We start from the raw sequence: 15,507 nt of genomic DNA, 5'->3' as shown, positions 1-15,507 counted from the left end.
GATACCAGGAATGACTATCTTGAAAAACACCGTAAAGGACTTTTTTAATCTAAACTCCTGATTCAAAAATATCTGAACTACCAACAATAAACTAAGGTACTAGAATGTTATGATGCAGATAAGCAGGGTTAATCAGTCCTTTTTATTTTTGTTATTTTTTTCTCTATTTTCCATTGATGCAACATCCCTAACGATAAAAATCGTACCAAAAGAAGAAAGCCTTTCGATACTTAAGCCTTCCGTGTCTGTGCAACAATTAACTCTTTTCCAGTACCTTCCTATAGTTGTTGATGGGCATAATTTAAAAAAGCTGAGCTCAGGTGCCGGACCTCAAACACTTGATGATGTCATTATTGAACTGGAAGGAAGAAAGATGGAGCTACCCTGGAAAACAAGCCGAAGGTTACTTAACCTGCTGTCGTTTGGGTGGAAGCCCATAATTAGTAACATTACTGTAAGTTATGAAAATAGTTTTCTCGGAGCTGTTCCATCATGCTCGTTTATCATGCTTTACCTTGCTTTTGGCATGAGAGACTTCACCAGTAAAAGTAATCAGATTTTATTAAAGGATTTAAAAGTCCGAACTCTTCATGATGCTATTAGTCGTGCTGGGCTTCAACCTGGCACTGTTGTTATAATATCTAATTTGGAAAATCGTCTTGATAAAGAAGGGGTAATCTATCTTGGTGACAATGTCTTTCTGACATGGAACAGGGCAAATAATGGAGAGTTTTACTTTCGAAGAACTGAGCACCTTGATAGTGATTTACCAAAGAAAGTTCAATTTTTACAGGCTTCAGGCGAAGTAAAACCACTTGAATCCAAACCAAAACAAGAGGAGTTTGTCTGGTATATAAAAAAAGAAATTTATGACAAATTGAAAATGAAATATCCTGGGATATTTCATAACAGCCCTTCATATATTAACTGATTTCTTCTTGCCATCCTGGCTTACAGCCTGCTATTCGCAGCCTGTAAATGCTGTCCATGAGACCGCTCCCCCAGGAAAAAATATATTTCAAAACAAATTCCTCAGGATACCGAGGAAGCTGTCATGCGCTGGGTTTAATGAATCTCAGAGGATAAGGCACTCTGTAAACCCTCTGTTTGTGATGCTTGGTGAGCCATCATCGGGATCAAAGTCTTTTGAATAGGAAGTTGTTCTCGAAGGCGTACATATAATACTTAAATTATGAGACATATAGTGACTTAATGTCCTTTTCCTGACAGTCTCGAACAGTAAGCTTTCATATTCGTTTTGTTGGGTTTCATTATTATCCTTTAATAACTGCGATTTGCGTCTTATCCCTGTGACAAGGCCCGGTTCCATTAACACCTTATACCCAAGCCCCAGAGCGCTTCTCAACGAGGCATCAACACAAACTTCCACATACGCTCCGGCAAGTATCAAACGCGTAATACCTGATGCCTGTAGTTTTTTGTGCAGCTCTCCGTCTTCAAATGCACTTTTAGGATAGGTGTCTTGGTTAATGGACTCTACAGGAATAGCTTTGATGTGTTCATGATACTGCGCAGACTTTTTAACTTTCGCAGGAATGATGCTCTCCGGGCAGGGAATAGCGGCCTTTTGACCTTTATAAACGACCCCCATATTGACGCAAACGACCGTAATTCCGGAGGCATAAGCGGCTTCAACCGCTTGTCTTTGGCGCTTATGAAGCAGAGGAGTACCGGGTAATTTTGTTTGTTTATCCTCCTGCATATCAATGACCATTAATGCCAGGTTGGGCGACGCATTTGCCTGAATGAAATTAATGCTGTCAGCTGTGGCAAGCGTGTTTATCAGGAAGAGCGATAGTCCGGTCAGTACTCTAAGTTTCATAAATCATCACTCACTCTCAACTATGACTTATTCAAATTGTTGTTTATTTAAATAGTAAAGAGCCGGAAGTGTAGACCATTACCAGATGGTTATGTTTAACCGCTCATTGGGTCTGTTTTGGTTTTAATGTATATTCTGCTATGAAAATACCACTCTTAGCCTCAGGAAGCAGAATGGTGTTTCCCGATCAAAGCCTTCATGGCTAAAGCAGTGACGGATACCGATAAAAATAATGAAAAACTCAAAACCTGACACCCGGATTCAGGTAATAGACCGGGCTGCGGCATTGCTTGAGACAATATCACGCTACTCCATGCCGGTCACATTGAAAGCACTGAGTGCGGATACCAGTCTGGCACCTTCTACCGCTTGTCGTATATTGCGTTCATTGATTGATAATCGCTTTGTCGAGCAGGACGGGTCAGGCAAATACCGGTTAAGTGGCCGGTTTATAGTCTCTTGCCATGACCGTTCCAGTCTTGATGACATTCGCACCATAGCGGTTCCCTATATGGAAAAACTGCGAGACCGTTTCGGGGAGACCATCAATCTCACCAGCCGGGAAGGACAAAAAGGCATTGCCGGCTATGCGCAACGGACCAACCTGCCCAGCTATACCCGCAAAACCTTTTCAACACCGGAAACTCTCGAGCAGGAATGTCTCGGCTGTATTGAGCAGGGTTTTGCTTATGACAATGAAGAAGCTGAAACCGGCGTGGGTTGTATTGGTGTTCTGATCTATGGTCAGTACGGTGAAGTTATTGCCGGTCTGTCGGTATCAGCGCCGATCATGCGCAGAAAAGATGAGTGGGTTGACGATCTGGTTGCCACGGGGAAACAGCTGTCAGCCATGTCAGGTTATGTGGAAAAAGCACATTCAGGCAGGTAATCCTATGGCTCGTTCAGAGTGTACGACAAAGGCAACCGGTAAAGGACAGAAAAAAGTTCGCATTATTCTGGAAGCGGCTGAAATACAGTTTGCATTAAATGGCTTTCGTGGTACTACAGTGCAGGATATAGCAGACCAGGCTAAGCTTCCAAAGCCCAATATCCTCTACTATTTCGCCAGTAAGGAAGCTATTTATAATGCTGTCCTGTCCGATATCATCGATCTATGGAACCTTGAGCTGGACGATATTCACCCCGACGATGATCCGGCAGAATCCCTTGAGCGTTATATCCGGTCAAAGGTGGAAGTGTCGCGTAAATACCCGATAGCCTGCCGGTTGTTTTCCAGCGAAATCATTCATGGCGGCTCCATGCTGTCGACAAGTATGAAACAGGCGACCATGGACTGGGTTGAAGAGAAGACAGCTGTCTTTCAGTACTGGATTCACAACAAAAAAATGGCCAGCGACATTGATCCCACTCACCTGCTGTTCCTTATCTGGGGTGCCACCCAGCACTACGCAGATTATGAATCGCAAGTGTGTTCGATTATGAAAAGAAAACGTTTGAGGAAAAAAGACTATGACCTTGCCGCCGATACGCTATGCAAGGTCATATTGAGAGGGTGCGGACTTTAGTGGGTGGATTGCGTTCGATGAAAAATTCGGGATAATCAAAGCTTGCTATTTCCTGACCAAATAGTCAAATTCGAAAAGAAGAACAGCAGCAGAAGAATATAACAATAAGGAATCATGCCGTCGTGATCAATTTTCTTCTTAATGACAAGCTTGTCGAAGTCAATGAAACAGCTTCAGACACTACGGTTCTGGATTATCTCAGGGGCAACGCTAACGGCAGTCAGCAGCGACGCACTGGCACCAAAGAGGGTTGCTGCTCTGGTGATTGCGGAGCCTGCACAGTTGTCGTCGGGGAGCCTGAAGGCGACCAGGTTCGTTATCGAACCATGAACGCCTGTATTGCGCTGATGCCATCACTTCAGGGCAAACAGTTGCTGACCGTTGAAGACCTTGCCGAGGGAGATCAGCTGCACCCGGTGCAGCAGGCACTGGTTGATCACCATGCTTCACAGTGCGGCTTTTGTACCCCCGGCATCGTCATGTCACTGTTTGCCCTGCACCATGAAAATCCTGAGAGTAAACCCGATGTCCTTGAAGCACTGGGAGGCAACCTGTGCCGGTGTACGGGCTACCGCCCATTGGTGGATGCAGCAAAGGAGCTGGCTGAAAAGAAACCCAGCGACGTTTATCATCAGAACCGCACGATGATTGTTGACCAGTTGAATGCCATGAAAGGCGGGGAAGGCTTCTCAGCCAATGGCAGCTTTATTCCTGATAACGAAGAGGAGCTGGCTGATTATCTGGAGGCTAATCCTGATGCCCGGCTGCTGGCAGGAGGGACCGACCTCGGTCTTGAGATCACGCAAAAACTGAAGCGCCTCAAAAAACTGGTGGTGGTTAGTCAGGTGAATGACCTGCAAACTATTGAACAGCACGACAATGAACTGGTGCTTGGCGCGGGCGCTACCTACCGGAATATCGAACCCGTTCTTAAGGGACATTTCCCGGAATTTGCTCAAATGCTGAAGCGTCTGGGTTCCCAGCAGGTGCGTAACCAGGGAACACTTGGCGGGAATATCGGTAACGCCTCCCCGATTGGCGACACGCCGCCGGTGTTACTGGCTCTGGATGCGTCCATTGACTGCCGCAAGGGCAAACGGGTTCGTAACCTGCCTCTGGATAAATTCTTTCTGGATTATAAAAAAACCGACCTGCAGGAAGGCGAGTACATCAGCCGTATACGTATTCCGTTAAAACCCCACGACCTGAAAGTTTACAAACTCAGCAAGCGATATGGTGACGATATTTCAACCGTACTGGCAGCCATCAATCTGGTAACTGACGACAATGGTGTTGTGATTAAGGCAAGGGTTGCCTTTGGTGGTATGGCAGCGATACCCAGAAGGGCTCTGCGTTGCGAGCAGATACTACTGGGACAGCCTCTCGACGATGCGACGCTCGCCAGAGCGCAGGCAGCCCTGCAGGAAGAATTTCAACCAATGACCGATGTCAGGGCCAGCAGCGAATACCGGATTCAGTCGGCCCGCAATCTGCTTGAACGTTACTTCAGAGAGTCAGCTGGCCAGAACATGAGGATTATCTACCATGCGTAAATTACCCGACGTAGCCGGTAGATCCCCGGCCAGTAATCCCAATGCCGGAGCAGAGAGTGGCATTGATCATTTAAAGGGCGGACGTTCTGCCAAACATGACAGCGCCCACCTTCATGTGACGGGCAGGGCGACCTATATTGATGACCGTCCGGAACAGGCAGACCAGCTTCATGCCGGTTTTGGATTATCCACCCAAGCCTCTGCTGAAATTGTCAGTATCGACCTTAATGACGTTAGAGACAGCCCCGGTGTCGTTGCCGTCATCACGGCTGATGATATTCCCGGCCATAAAGATATTGGCCCGGTTTTTCCCGGCGATATGTTACTCGCTGATGGGAAAGTAGACTACATAGGGCAGCCGGTTTTTGCGGTGGCTGCCACTTCTCACAGACAGGCCAGGGAAGCCGCCACCAAAGCCCGTATCGAGTATCGCCCGCTTAACAAGGTTCTGGGCATTGATACAGCCATGGAACAGAACTCTTTTGTGCGTCCTGACCACACCATGACGAAAGGCGACGCTGATACGGCGATTGCCCGGGCGCCAAAACAGCTCAGTGGTGAGATGGCTAATGGCGGTCAGGAGCATTTCTATCTCGAAGGCCAGATTGCCAGTGTAATTCCGCTGGAGGATGGTCAGCTCCATGTCTACACCTCAAGCCAGCACCCCTCTGAAGTTCAGAAGCTGGTTGCGGAAGTGATTGGTGTGCCACTGAACAAGGTGGTAGCAGATGTTCGCCGTATGGGAGGCGGGTTTGGCGGCAAGGAAACCCAGGCAGCAGCGCCTGCCTGTATTGCTGCTGTACTGGCAGTAAAAACCGGCAAGTCAGTCAAGTTCCGTGTCGAGCGTCAGCAGGACATGATCTCCACTGGTAAACGTCATCCGTTCCGCCATCGTTATCAGGTGGGTTTTGAGCAGGACGGACTGCTGGCCGGGGTTGATATCGAAGTGGCGGGTGACGCAGGTCATTCACCGGATTTGACAGATGCAATTGTTGACCGGGCCATGTTCCACAGTGATAACGCTTATTACCTCAACAACGCCAGGGTAAAAGGCTATCGGTGTCGTACCAATACAGCCTCCAATACCGCTTTCCGTGGTTTCGGTGGCCCACAGGGTATGCTGGTCATTGAGCGCATTATGGATGATGTTGCCCGGGCCACAGGACAGGATCCACTGGATGTACGACTGAAAAACCTTTATGGCATTGGTGAAAGAAATATCACCCACTACCATCAGAAAGTAGAGCATAATGTTCTCCATGAACTGATTGCCAGATTGGAACAGAGTTCCGATTATCGGCAGCGGCGGCAGGCCATTACAGCTTTCAACGACAATAGTCCGGTATTGAAAAAAGGGCTGGCGCTGACTCCGGTAAAATTTGGCATTTCATTTACTGCCAAACATCTGAATCAGGCGGGCGCCCTGGTGCATGTCTATACCGATGGCAGTATTCAGATCAACCATGGTGGTACTGAAATGGGGCAGGGACTTTACACCAAGGTGGCACAGATTGTTGCCAACGAATTCGGTGTGTCACTGGATCAGGTACAGGTGACCTCTACCCGTACCGATAAGGTTCCCAATACTTCACCGACTGCTGCGTCCAGTGGTACAGACCTCAACGGTAAAGCGGCGCAGGACGCCTGTCAGAAAATCAGGGACCGGTTGACACGTTTTGCGGCTGAACATTACCAGGTGTCAGAGGACAAGGTGGTTTTTGATAACAATGCCGTATTCATTGACGGCAAACCCATGCCGTTTTCAGAGTTTGTCCAGGTCGCCTATCTGAATCGTATTTCAATGTCCAGCAATGGTTTTTACAGCACGCCTGAAATCCACTATGACCGTAAAACGGCCAGTGGTCGGCCATTTTACTACTTCGCCTGTGGTGCCTCGGTGTCCGAAGTGACGGTCGATACCCTGACGGGAGAATACAAAGTCGAGCGGGTAGATATTCTTCATGATGTCGGTCGTTCATTGAACCCATCCATCGACCGGGGTCAGATCGAGGGGGGCTTTATTCAGGGGATGGGATGGATGACCACGGAAGAGCTGGTGTGGGACGACAACGGTCGTTTGCTCAGTAACAATCCGGCGACCTATAAAATTCCAAGCATTGAAGATATGCCGCCGGTGTTTAATGTTGAGTTGTTTGAACAGGCTAACCCGGAACACACCATTTACCACTCAAAAGCGGTCGGTGAACCGCCGTTTATGCTGGGAATGTCGGTCTGGGCAGCCATCCGGGACGCCGTCTCCAGCCTGTCGAACTATCAGGTCAATCCCAATATTAATGTACCAGCTACCGCCGAGCGTGTATTAAAAGCCATTAACGAGTTGAAATATTATGACGTTACAAATCGTGAGCATGAAGGGCTGGGGGCATTAGAGAATGTGGATTGATGCGGTTTCAGAACAGCAGCGCAAGGGGGAAGCCAGCATACTGGTGACCATTCTCGGGACAGCGGGTTCTGCCCCGAGAAAAACCGGCAGCAAGATGCTGGTGACTACGGAGCAGAGCTTCGACACTATTGGTGGCGGGCATCTGGAATATCTGGTCATCCAGAAAGCCCGTGAGCTGTTGGCTAATGGCAGTCGGGAACCTCTGCTGGAACACTTTCCCCTGGGGCCAAAACTGGGTCAGTGTTGTGGTGGCAGTGTCAGTGTACTGCTGGAACCTCTGTCCGGGTGCGATTTCCATATTGCGCTCTTCGGTGCAGGCCATATCGGCAAGTCCCTGATTGATGTGCTGGCACCACTGGACTGCCAGATTACCTGGATTGATAACCGGCCAGAGCTGTTTCCGGAAAAAGTACCCGACAATGTTACCCTGTGCGTCAGTGAACAGCCAGAACAGGAAGTGGAAGATCTGCCTGATGACGTTTATAGCCTGGTGGTCACCCATAACCATCAGCTGGATTACTCGATTGTTGAAGCGACCCTGAAACACAATAAAAGTCACTGGCTGGGTGTTATTGGCTCGGAGACCAAAGCCCGGCGCTTTCAGCAGCGTCTGGGTTATCGCGGACTGTTCACCGATGAGCAGATTCAGCACATGAGCTGCCCGGTGGGGATTGATGCTGTGGGTGGTCGCAAGCCAGCAGAAATAGCCATTGCCATTGCCGGGGAAATTTTGTCGGTGCGTAATGGTTCCAGAAGTACACAGAAGCGCAAGCGGGAAGGCATCCCATGGCAGAACCTGAAAAGTCTGCTGACGATTGCCGAGACTGAAGCTGAAGTTGAGAGAGCCTGAATGACCAGGCTCAATCATACAGCGCCACAGGTTCAGATCTGTGGGGGTCTGTAAGGGTGTTTCTCGTACCAGTGACGGGCAATCTGCTCTCTGGTACAGAGCCACACCCGCTCCTTTGACTGCACATAGTCCAGAAAGCGTGCCAGAGCAGCTGCCCGCCCCGGACGTCCTACCAGACGACAATGAAGCCCTACTGACATCATTTTGGGCGTGGTTTCACCCTCTTCGTACAATGTATCGAAAGCATCTTTAAGATACTGGAAGAACTGCTCACCACTGTTGAATCCCTGGGCGGTGGCAAAGCGCATGTCATTACAATCCAGTGTATAGGGTATGACCAACTGAGGTCTGCCAAAGCGGGGATCCCAGTAAGGCAGGTCATCCGAATAGCTGTCGGCGTGGTATAAAAAACCACCTTCTTCCACCACCAGTTGCTCGGTATTCGGGCTGCATCGACCCGTATACCAGCCGGTAGGACGCTGGCCGGTTATCTGCGTATGAAGCCGAATGGCTTCGAGCATGTGTTCACGTTCTTGTTCCATATCATGAAACTGATAATCAATCCATCGATAGCCATGACACGCCATTTCCCAGCCAGCGTCCTGCATAGCTTTAACCGCCTCTGGATGACGGGCAATCGCCATTGCCACCGCATAAACGGTGACCGGAATATCCCGCTGCGTAAACATCCGGTGTAGCCGCCAGAAGCCTGCCCTTGAGCCATATTCATAAATGGACTCCATACTGATATGGCGCATGCCCTGATGGGCAGGCGCACCGATGATTTCAGACAGGAAGGCTTCTGAAGCCGGGTCTCCGTGAAGAATATTATTCTCTCCACCTTCTTCGTAATTGATGACAAACTGTACGGCAATCTTACTGTTGTCTGGCCATTCCGGGTGCGGGGGGGTGGCTCCGTAGCCGACTAAATTTCTGGGATAGCTGGTGTGACTGAATTCCATAACGAGTTCCTGTTTTTTATTGTTGTTAGTGGTTTTTATCACCGGGGATGAAAAAATCCTCTTGGATGAATGTTGCATATCCCCTGCTGTTTGTGGCATAAATTGACAGTTAATTATTGACCATATGGTCAGAATATCGATTACATCTTAGCAATATTTTAATAATAAAAATAACAATGGCTTCTTAATGAAAGTGGATCTTGAACAAACGCCTGAGAGTCAGGCAGAACACCTTGCTCAAACCCGGATTAATCTGGCAGCCCGGGCCCTGGGAGGTGATGTACTCTCTTGCAGCGATGACTTTTTCGCTGAGAAAGACAACTTGCTGCTGGCAAGCGATCCGGTTTTTCTTCCAGAAAAATTTACCGCTTACGGCAAGTGGATGGATGGTTGGGAGTCCCGCCGCCGTCGTGATGGCAAGAATGACTGGGTTATCATTCGCCTGGCAGTCACAGGGAATGTCGAAACTATAGAAGTTGATACACGACACTTTAAAGGCAATGCGCCGGGAGCCGTACAACTGGAATATATTGCCAGTGACACCGACCCTGATGAGATGACCCTGTGGCAGCTTCTGGCAGAAAGAACGGAGGTCAATCCCGACTCCAGAAACCTGATTACTCTCGCCCGGCCGGCTCGAGCCAGCCATATTCGACTCACCATGATTCCGGATGGTGGTATTGCTCGTTTAAGGGTTTATGGCAGCATCCTGCTGGAGAACCAAAACCGCCTGCCGGGAGAACCAGTAGACACCGCTGCCATTATGAATGGTGGTCGCTCTGTTGCCTGCAGTGACTCATTTTTCAGCTCCATGCAGAATCTGCTGTTGCCAGGTCGTGGTGCCGATATGCACGATGGCTGGGAAACCAGGCGTCGCCGCCAGGGCGGGCATGACTGGATGATTGTCAGGCTGGCAGTCCCCACACAGATCAAGCGGATTGAAGTGGATACCCTGCATTTCAAGGGCAACTACCCTGATCGCTGCAGTATTGAAGCCTGTCAGTCAGCCGATGAGCATCCGGATGAGAATGCACAATGGGTCACTGTGCTTCCGGAACAGAAGCTTCATGCGCACCGTAACCATACCTTTTTACAACAGTTGGAAAATGCCAGGCAGTTGTATACCCATGTCCGGCTCAATATTTTCCCTGACGGCGGGGTGTCAAGGCTGCGTGTCATTGGTTATGAGGCAAACCAGCTATGACCCTTGAGCTGTTAAATGCAACGGCTGACTCTGCTGCACAGGATTTCTTTTTCCGCTGCTGCACCAGTGAGCGCTGGGTTCGGGATATGGTGTCAGCCCGTCCTTTTTCCAGTCAGGAAAACCTGCTGGCTAAAGCTGACGAGTGTTGGCAGCAGTGCGACAGAAACGACATACTTCGGGCATTTGAGGGACACCCGAAAATAGGCGACATAAATAGTCTGAAGGCAAAGTATGCCAACACTTCTCAGATGGCAGGTCACGAGCAATCTGGCACCGAAGGTGCTGATGACAAGACCCTGAACGCTCTGGCTGATGGTAATCGGGTGTATGAAGAACGCTTTGGTTACATTTTTATTGTCTGCGCTACCGGGAAGTCTGCCACTGAAATGCTGGCACTGTTGCAGGAGCGGCTGGATAACCAACCAGAGGACGAACTTATCATTGCCGCTGCGGAGCAACAGAAAATAACCCGGATTCGACTGAATAAACTGATTAACGAAGCTGTTCTAACCTCATAAGGCTGGCTTGTTAATCGCAATAACATTTGTTAATCACAATAATAATAGAACGTTGGACATATGACAGGTATCAGCACCCATATTTTAGATACAGGAACAGGCTATCCGGCCGCAGGTGTTCCTGTCTCCCTTGAACGACAAAACACGGATGGATGGTGTCTGGTTGGTGAGGGAATAACAAACGACGATGGACGAATTACGAGCCTGACCCCTGTAGAACAGAACCTGGAACCGGGCGTTTACCGTCTGCAATTTGCGGTTAAAAGGTATTTTCGGCAGCAGCAGGTGAAATGTTTTTACCCGGAAGTCACGGTTGTTTTTGAAGTCAGTGATGACCGGCACCACCACATTCCCCTGTTGCTGTCGACTTATGGTTACTCGACTTATCGGGGTAGCTGAATCGATAGCAGAATAAAGAACTGAACAGGCAACAACCTGTCGCAAATGTTATCAACGCCTGAAAATAAAAAAGAGAAGAAGGCAAATGGATACAGTTTTACCTGTTGAGGTGCTTACGGTTGAACCTTTAACGCAAGCCGCTTTTGAACCTTTCGGGGATGTTGTTGAAGCCAGGGGGATACCTCTGGTCATTAACCAGGGACGTTGTTACAAGTATTGTGACCTGACATCGGTCAGCACTGACAGGGACGGTCACTCCTCAGTTCATATTTTTAAAACCTCTGCTATCCGTCAACCCTGCAAGCTCGATCTTTTTGAACGTCACCCGTTGGGTAGTCAGACGTTTATGCCGCTGGAAAAACAGCGTTTTCTGGTGGTCGTGGCTGAAAGTACTCAACCTGAAGAGGACAGTGATAAACCTGATCTGAGTACCCTTCGCTGTTTTTTAACCAATGGTTCCCAGGGTGTAACTTATCGGGCCGGGGTCTGGCACCACCCTCTGTTGTCGCTGGATACCCCGTCAGATTTTCTGGTGCTGGATCGTGGGGGGCCGGGTCGCAATTGCGATGAAGTTCCCATGCCGGAAGGGGTTCGCTATACCGTGGAGGCCGTGGGGTTATGAATAACGCTGTCGTATGGAAGGCTTCTGTCCTTCACTTTCTTGAAGACCCGGATTCAGCACCGGCCAGTGATGCCTATGAGTACTTTGAAGACGGTGCGCTGCTGGTGGTCGACGGGCATGTTCTGCTGTGTGGGGCAGCGCAGGATATCATGAAAGACCTGCCGCCAGGCTGTGAGGTGCGGGAGCTGCCGGGAAGGCTGATTGTTCCGGGTTTTATTGATACCCATGTTCATTATCCGCAGCTGGAAGTGCTCGCAGGTTGTGGTGTGCAATTGCTTGACTGGCTGAACCAGTATACGTTTCCGGCTGAAAGGCGTTTTTCCGACCGCGAATACGCTGATGAAATCGCCGGTTTCTTTCTTGACCAGAGCCTCAGTCATGGAACCACTACATCGCTGGTGTTTGGCACAGTTGACCCAACATCGGTTGATGCTTTTTTTGCTGCCGCCCAACAACGCAATCTGCGCATGATTGCCGGTAAGGTATTGATGGACCGACATGCACCAGACTACCTTCTGGACACTGCAGAAGGTAGTTATGAAGACTGCAAAGCCCTTATCCAGCGCTGGCATGGCAAAGACCGGCTTGCCTATGCGGTAACGCCACGCTTTGCTCCGACTTCGACCCCGGAACAATTACAGGTGGCAGGCCGGCTGCTTGAGGAACATGAAGGTCTTTACCTGCATACGCACCTGTCGGAAAACCCGAAAGAGATTGAGTGGGTGCAGGAACTGTTTCCATCCAGCAAAAACTATCTCGATGTTTATGACCAGCATGGGTTGCTGGGACCAAGATCGATTTTTGCCCATTCTATTCATCTGTGCGATCAAAGCTGGGAACGGATGGGAGCGTCGGGTTCGTCCATCGCCTTCTGTCCGGGTTCCAATCTGTTTCTGGGCAGTGGTCTGTTTAATCTTGGGAAGGCAAAAAGCTGTGGCATTCCCACGGGTCTGGGTAGCGATGTCGGTGGTGGCACCGACTTGTGCCTGCTTCATTCAATGAAAAGTGCTTACCAGGTATCTCAGTTGCGCGAGGAAACAATCTCTCCGCTTCAAGCCTTCTACCTGGCAACTCTGGGTGGGGCAAGAGCCCTGCATTTATCGGATCGGATTGGCAGTTTTCGCCCGGGTAATGAAGCCGACTTTGTTGTGCTTAATCCTGAGGCAACCCCAATGTTGCGTTTCCGCTCCGGAAAGACAAAAACATTAGAGGAGCTACTGGGCGTACTGATGGTGATGGGTGATGACCGTGTTATTGAGTCCACAGTCATTATGGGTCAGGAAGCTTTCAGGAGAGATTGATTATGGAGTTTTATATTCAGGAGTGGCTGAATCTGCTGGTTCGCTGGTTGCATATAACGACGGGCGTCGCCTGGATCGGTGCTTCCTTTTACTTTAACTGGCTGGAAGGGCGGCTTGAGGCAGCTTCACCCAATAAAAAGAAAGAAGGCATCAAAGGTGAACTCTGGGCGGTTCATGGGGGGGGATTTTACGAAATAAACAAGTATCACCTGGCCCCGAAAACCCTGCCCAAAACCCTGCACTGGTTTAAGTGGGAAGCCTATATCACCTGGTTCAGCGGCATGGGGCTGCTCTCCATTATTTATTACTGGGGGGCAGAGAGCTATCTGCTGGCACCGGAATCATCCCTCACTCCCTTGCAGGCAGTGATTATCAGTGTTGTCAGCCTGCTGGCTGGCTGGCTGGTCTACGACCTGCTCTGTCGCTCTGCGTTGTTTGAGCAGGAAGTAGCGTTTAGTCTGATTCTCTTTGGCCTGATCACGTTTGCAGCCTGGGGCTACAGTCAGCTATTCAGTGGACGGGCGGCGTATATCCATGTAGGGGCGCTGATGGGAACGATGATGGTGGGTAATGTCTTCCGGGTTATCATTCCGTCCCAGCGTAAACTGGTTACTGCGGCTGAAAACGGTGACGAGTCCTTTGATCCTGCCATTGCCCGTCATGCCCTGTTGCGTTCAAGGCATAATAATTACCTGACTCTGCCATTGCTGTTTATTATGATCAGTGGTCACTATGCCATGACTTATGGCAATGAGTGGAACTGGCTTATTCTGGCGACTCTGGCAGGTGCTTCTGTACTGGTGCGTCACTTCTTTAACCGCAGGAATCAGGGTGCGGTGTTACCCTGGCTCTGGCCGTCAGCCGCCGTCATGATGCTGACTCTGGCTTTCGTCATCAAGCCTCAGGCTGTGGCTAAGGTGCCCGTTGCGGAACAACCTGCTTTTGATGAAGGTAAGGTCGTTGAAGTGGTTAACGCACGTTGTGCTACCTGCCATAGTAATGAGCCCAGTGACGTCTTGTTTCAGTCGCCTCCGGGTGGCCTGGTATTTCTGGATTATCCATCCATTGTCAAAAAAGCAGACCAGATTTACGCTCAGTCTGTGCAGACACAGATCATGCCACTGGCTAACCGCTCAGGCATGACCGTTGAGGAGAGACAGTTTCTTGGGCAGTGGTATCAGCAATTAGAGAAGGAAGGCAAGTGAGCATTTCATCCTTTTATCCGCCGCAGCGAATATTGATGGGTCCTGGCCCAACAGACGTACATCCGAAAGTTTTGCAGGCGTTGAGTCGCCCGACTATCGGGCATCTGGACCCCGCATTCATTGGTATGATGGATGAAGTCAGGACGTTATTACAATATGCGTTTCAAACCGAAAACGACTGCACCATGGCGGTGTCCGCACCGGGTTCGGCAGGTATGGAAGCCTGCTTTGTTAACCTCATAGAGCCGGGTGATAAGGTGGTCGTCTGCATTAACGGGGTGTTTGGCAATCGGATGGCCGAAAACGTTGTACGTTCAGGCGGAGAACTGGTCAGGGTTGAAGATGACTGGGGCAAGCCGGTCAGCCCGGACAAGCTTGAGGAAGCGCTCAGAACGCACCCGGATGCAAAAATTGTTGCGTTTGTGCATGCGGAAACTTCGACCGGGGTGTTGTCTGACGCTAAAAAACTCTGCTCACTGGCAAAACAACATAACTGTCTGAGTATTGTTGATGCGGTAACGTCTCTGGGGGGCGTGCCGCTGTTCGTGGACGACTGGGGGATTGATGCTGTTTATTCAGGCACGCAGAAATGTCTGTCCAGTGTTCCGGGTATTTCCCCTGTCAGCTTCAGTGATGCCGCAGTTGCTAAGATCAAGGGTCGGAAGACCCCCGTACAAAGCTGGTTTCTTGATCAAAGTCTGGTCATGAGTTACTGGGGAGGGAAGCAGAAACGCAGCTATCACCATACTGCACCGGTCAATGCGCTTTATGCGTTGCATGAATCGCTGCTTAACCTGCAGGAGGAAGGGCTGAACAACGCCTGGCAGCGTCATGCAGAACAGCATCAGGCCTTGCTGCCTGGTCTGGAAAAACTGGGGATTTCTTTCATCGTTGATAAAGCTTGTCGACTGCCGCAACTGAATACGGTGGCTATACCGGATGGTGCGGATGATGAAACCGTGCGAGCCCGTTTGCTGAACCATTATAATCTGGAAATTGGTTCAGGCCTGGGGGCATTTACTGGCAAAGTCTGGCGGATTGGCCTGATGGGCTACGGTGCGCGGGCAGAGAATGTTGCCCTATGTCTGCGGGCTCTGGAGGAAACGCTGAATTGATCGTA

The 15,507-nt window shown here is 49.8% G+C and carries 15 protein-coding genes; 13 read left to right on the top strand and 2 right to left on the bottom strand.

The window, feature by feature from the left end; translation table 11 throughout:
• Positions 1 to 109 precede the first annotated feature (109 nt).
• Complete coding sequence (locus tag NX722_RS12670; RefSeq protein ID WP_262568300.1) at positions 110 to 931, top strand: hypothetical protein; 822 nt, start codon at positions 110 to 112, stop codon at positions 929 to 931.
• A 144-nt stretch (positions 932 to 1,075) separates the two neighbouring features.
• Here the strand turns inward: NX722_RS12670 and NX722_RS12665 are convergent, their stop codons facing one another.
• The gene (locus NX722_RS12665) at positions 1,076 to 1,843 is read right to left on the bottom strand and encodes a cysteine hydrolase family protein (RefSeq protein ID WP_262568299.1); all 768 of its coding nucleotides are present in this window, start codon (positions 1,841 to 1,843) and stop codon (positions 1,076 to 1,078) included.
• Positions 1,844 to 2,075: 232 nt separating this feature from the next.
• Between NX722_RS12665 and NX722_RS12660 the strand changes: the two genes are divergently transcribed.
• From NX722_RS12660 to xdhC, 5 genes are all read left to right on the top strand, one after another.
• Positions 2,076 to 2,732 (top strand): IclR family transcriptional regulator, encoded by a 657-nt coding sequence (locus NX722_RS12660; RefSeq protein ID WP_262568298.1) that lies wholly within the window; start codon positions 2,076 to 2,078, stop codon positions 2,730 to 2,732.
• Entirely contained in the window at positions 2,704 to 3,369 is a 666-nt protein-coding gene (locus tag NX722_RS12655; RefSeq protein ID WP_262568297.1) for a TetR/AcrR family transcriptional regulator, read from the top strand. The genes NX722_RS12660 and NX722_RS12655 overlap by 29 nt, the downstream gene beginning before the upstream one ends.
• 122 nt (positions 3,370 to 3,491) lie before the next feature.
• Positions 3,492 to 4,922 carry a xanthine dehydrogenase small subunit gene (gene xdhA, locus NX722_RS12650; protein ID WP_262568296.1) on the top strand — a complete coding sequence of 477 codons (1,431 nt, stop codon included), beginning with the start codon at positions 3,492 to 3,494 and terminating at the stop codon, positions 4,920 to 4,922.
• Complete coding sequence (xdhB, locus tag NX722_RS12645; protein ID WP_262568295.1) at positions 4,915 to 7,326, top strand: xanthine dehydrogenase molybdopterin binding subunit; 2,412 nt, start codon at positions 4,915 to 4,917, stop codon at positions 7,324 to 7,326. Before xdhA ends, xdhB begins: the two co-directional genes overlap by 8 nt.
• Positions 7,316 to 8,176, top strand: a complete 861-nt coding sequence (gene xdhC / locus NX722_RS12640) for a xanthine dehydrogenase accessory protein XdhC (protein WP_262568294.1) — start codon at positions 7,316 to 7,318, stop codon at positions 8,174 to 8,176. The genes xdhB and xdhC overlap by 11 nt, the downstream gene beginning before the upstream one ends.
• Positions 8,177 to 8,208: 32 nt before the next feature.
• On the opposite strand, the gene puuE is transcribed toward xdhC, so the two are convergent.
• Positions 8,209 to 9,138, bottom strand: coding sequence for an allantoinase PuuE (gene puuE, locus NX722_RS12635; protein WP_262568293.1), 930 nt, complete (start codon positions 9,136 to 9,138; stop codon positions 8,209 to 8,211).
• Between the two features lie 187 nt (positions 9,139 to 9,325).
• Between puuE and alc the strand changes: the two genes are divergently transcribed.
• From alc to NX722_RS12600, 7 genes are all read left to right on the top strand, one after another.
• Entirely contained in the window at positions 9,326 to 10,342 is a 1,017-nt protein-coding gene (gene alc / locus NX722_RS12630) for an allantoicase (protein ID WP_262568292.1), read from the top strand.
• Positions 10,339 to 10,860, top strand: a complete 522-nt coding sequence (gene uraD / locus NX722_RS12625; protein WP_262568291.1) for a 2-oxo-4-hydroxy-4-carboxy-5-ureidoimidazoline decarboxylase — start codon at positions 10,339 to 10,341, stop codon at positions 10,858 to 10,860. Before alc ends, uraD begins: the two co-directional genes overlap by 4 nt.
• Before the next feature lie 60 nt (positions 10,861 to 10,920).
• A complete protein-coding gene (gene uraH, locus NX722_RS12620) occupies positions 10,921 to 11,259 on the top strand; it encodes a hydroxyisourate hydrolase (RefSeq protein WP_262568290.1) in 339 nt (112 codons plus the stop codon).
• Positions 11,260 to 11,344: 85 nt separating this feature from the next.
• Positions 11,345 to 11,881, top strand: a complete 537-nt coding sequence (locus NX722_RS12615) for an ureidoglycolate lyase (RefSeq protein ID WP_262568289.1) — start codon at positions 11,345 to 11,347, stop codon at positions 11,879 to 11,881.
• Entirely contained in the window at positions 11,878 to 13,182 is a 1,305-nt protein-coding gene (gene guaD, locus NX722_RS12610; RefSeq protein ID WP_262568288.1) for a guanine deaminase, read from the top strand. Before NX722_RS12615 ends, guaD begins: the two co-directional genes overlap by 4 nt.
• 2 nt (positions 13,183 to 13,184) lie before the next feature.
• Positions 13,185 to 14,387 (top strand): urate hydroxylase PuuD, encoded by a 1,203-nt coding sequence (locus tag NX722_RS12605; protein WP_262568287.1) that lies wholly within the window; start codon positions 13,185 to 13,187, stop codon positions 14,385 to 14,387.
• Entirely contained in the window at positions 14,384 to 15,502 is a 1,119-nt protein-coding gene (locus NX722_RS12600) for a pyridoxal-phosphate-dependent aminotransferase family protein (RefSeq protein WP_262568286.1), read from the top strand. Before NX722_RS12605 ends, NX722_RS12600 begins: the two co-directional genes overlap by 4 nt.
• Positions 15,503 to 15,507 lie beyond the last annotated feature (5 nt).

Origin of the sequence: Endozoicomonas gorgoniicola (assembly GCF_025562715.2) — a bacterium.
GTDB lineage: Bacteria > Pseudomonadota > Gammaproteobacteria > Pseudomonadales > Endozoicomonadaceae > Endozoicomonas_A > Endozoicomonas_A gorgoniicola.
The sequence above is the reverse complement of the archived record's forward strand: the minus strand, read 5'-3'. Positions and strand labels throughout refer to the sequence as shown.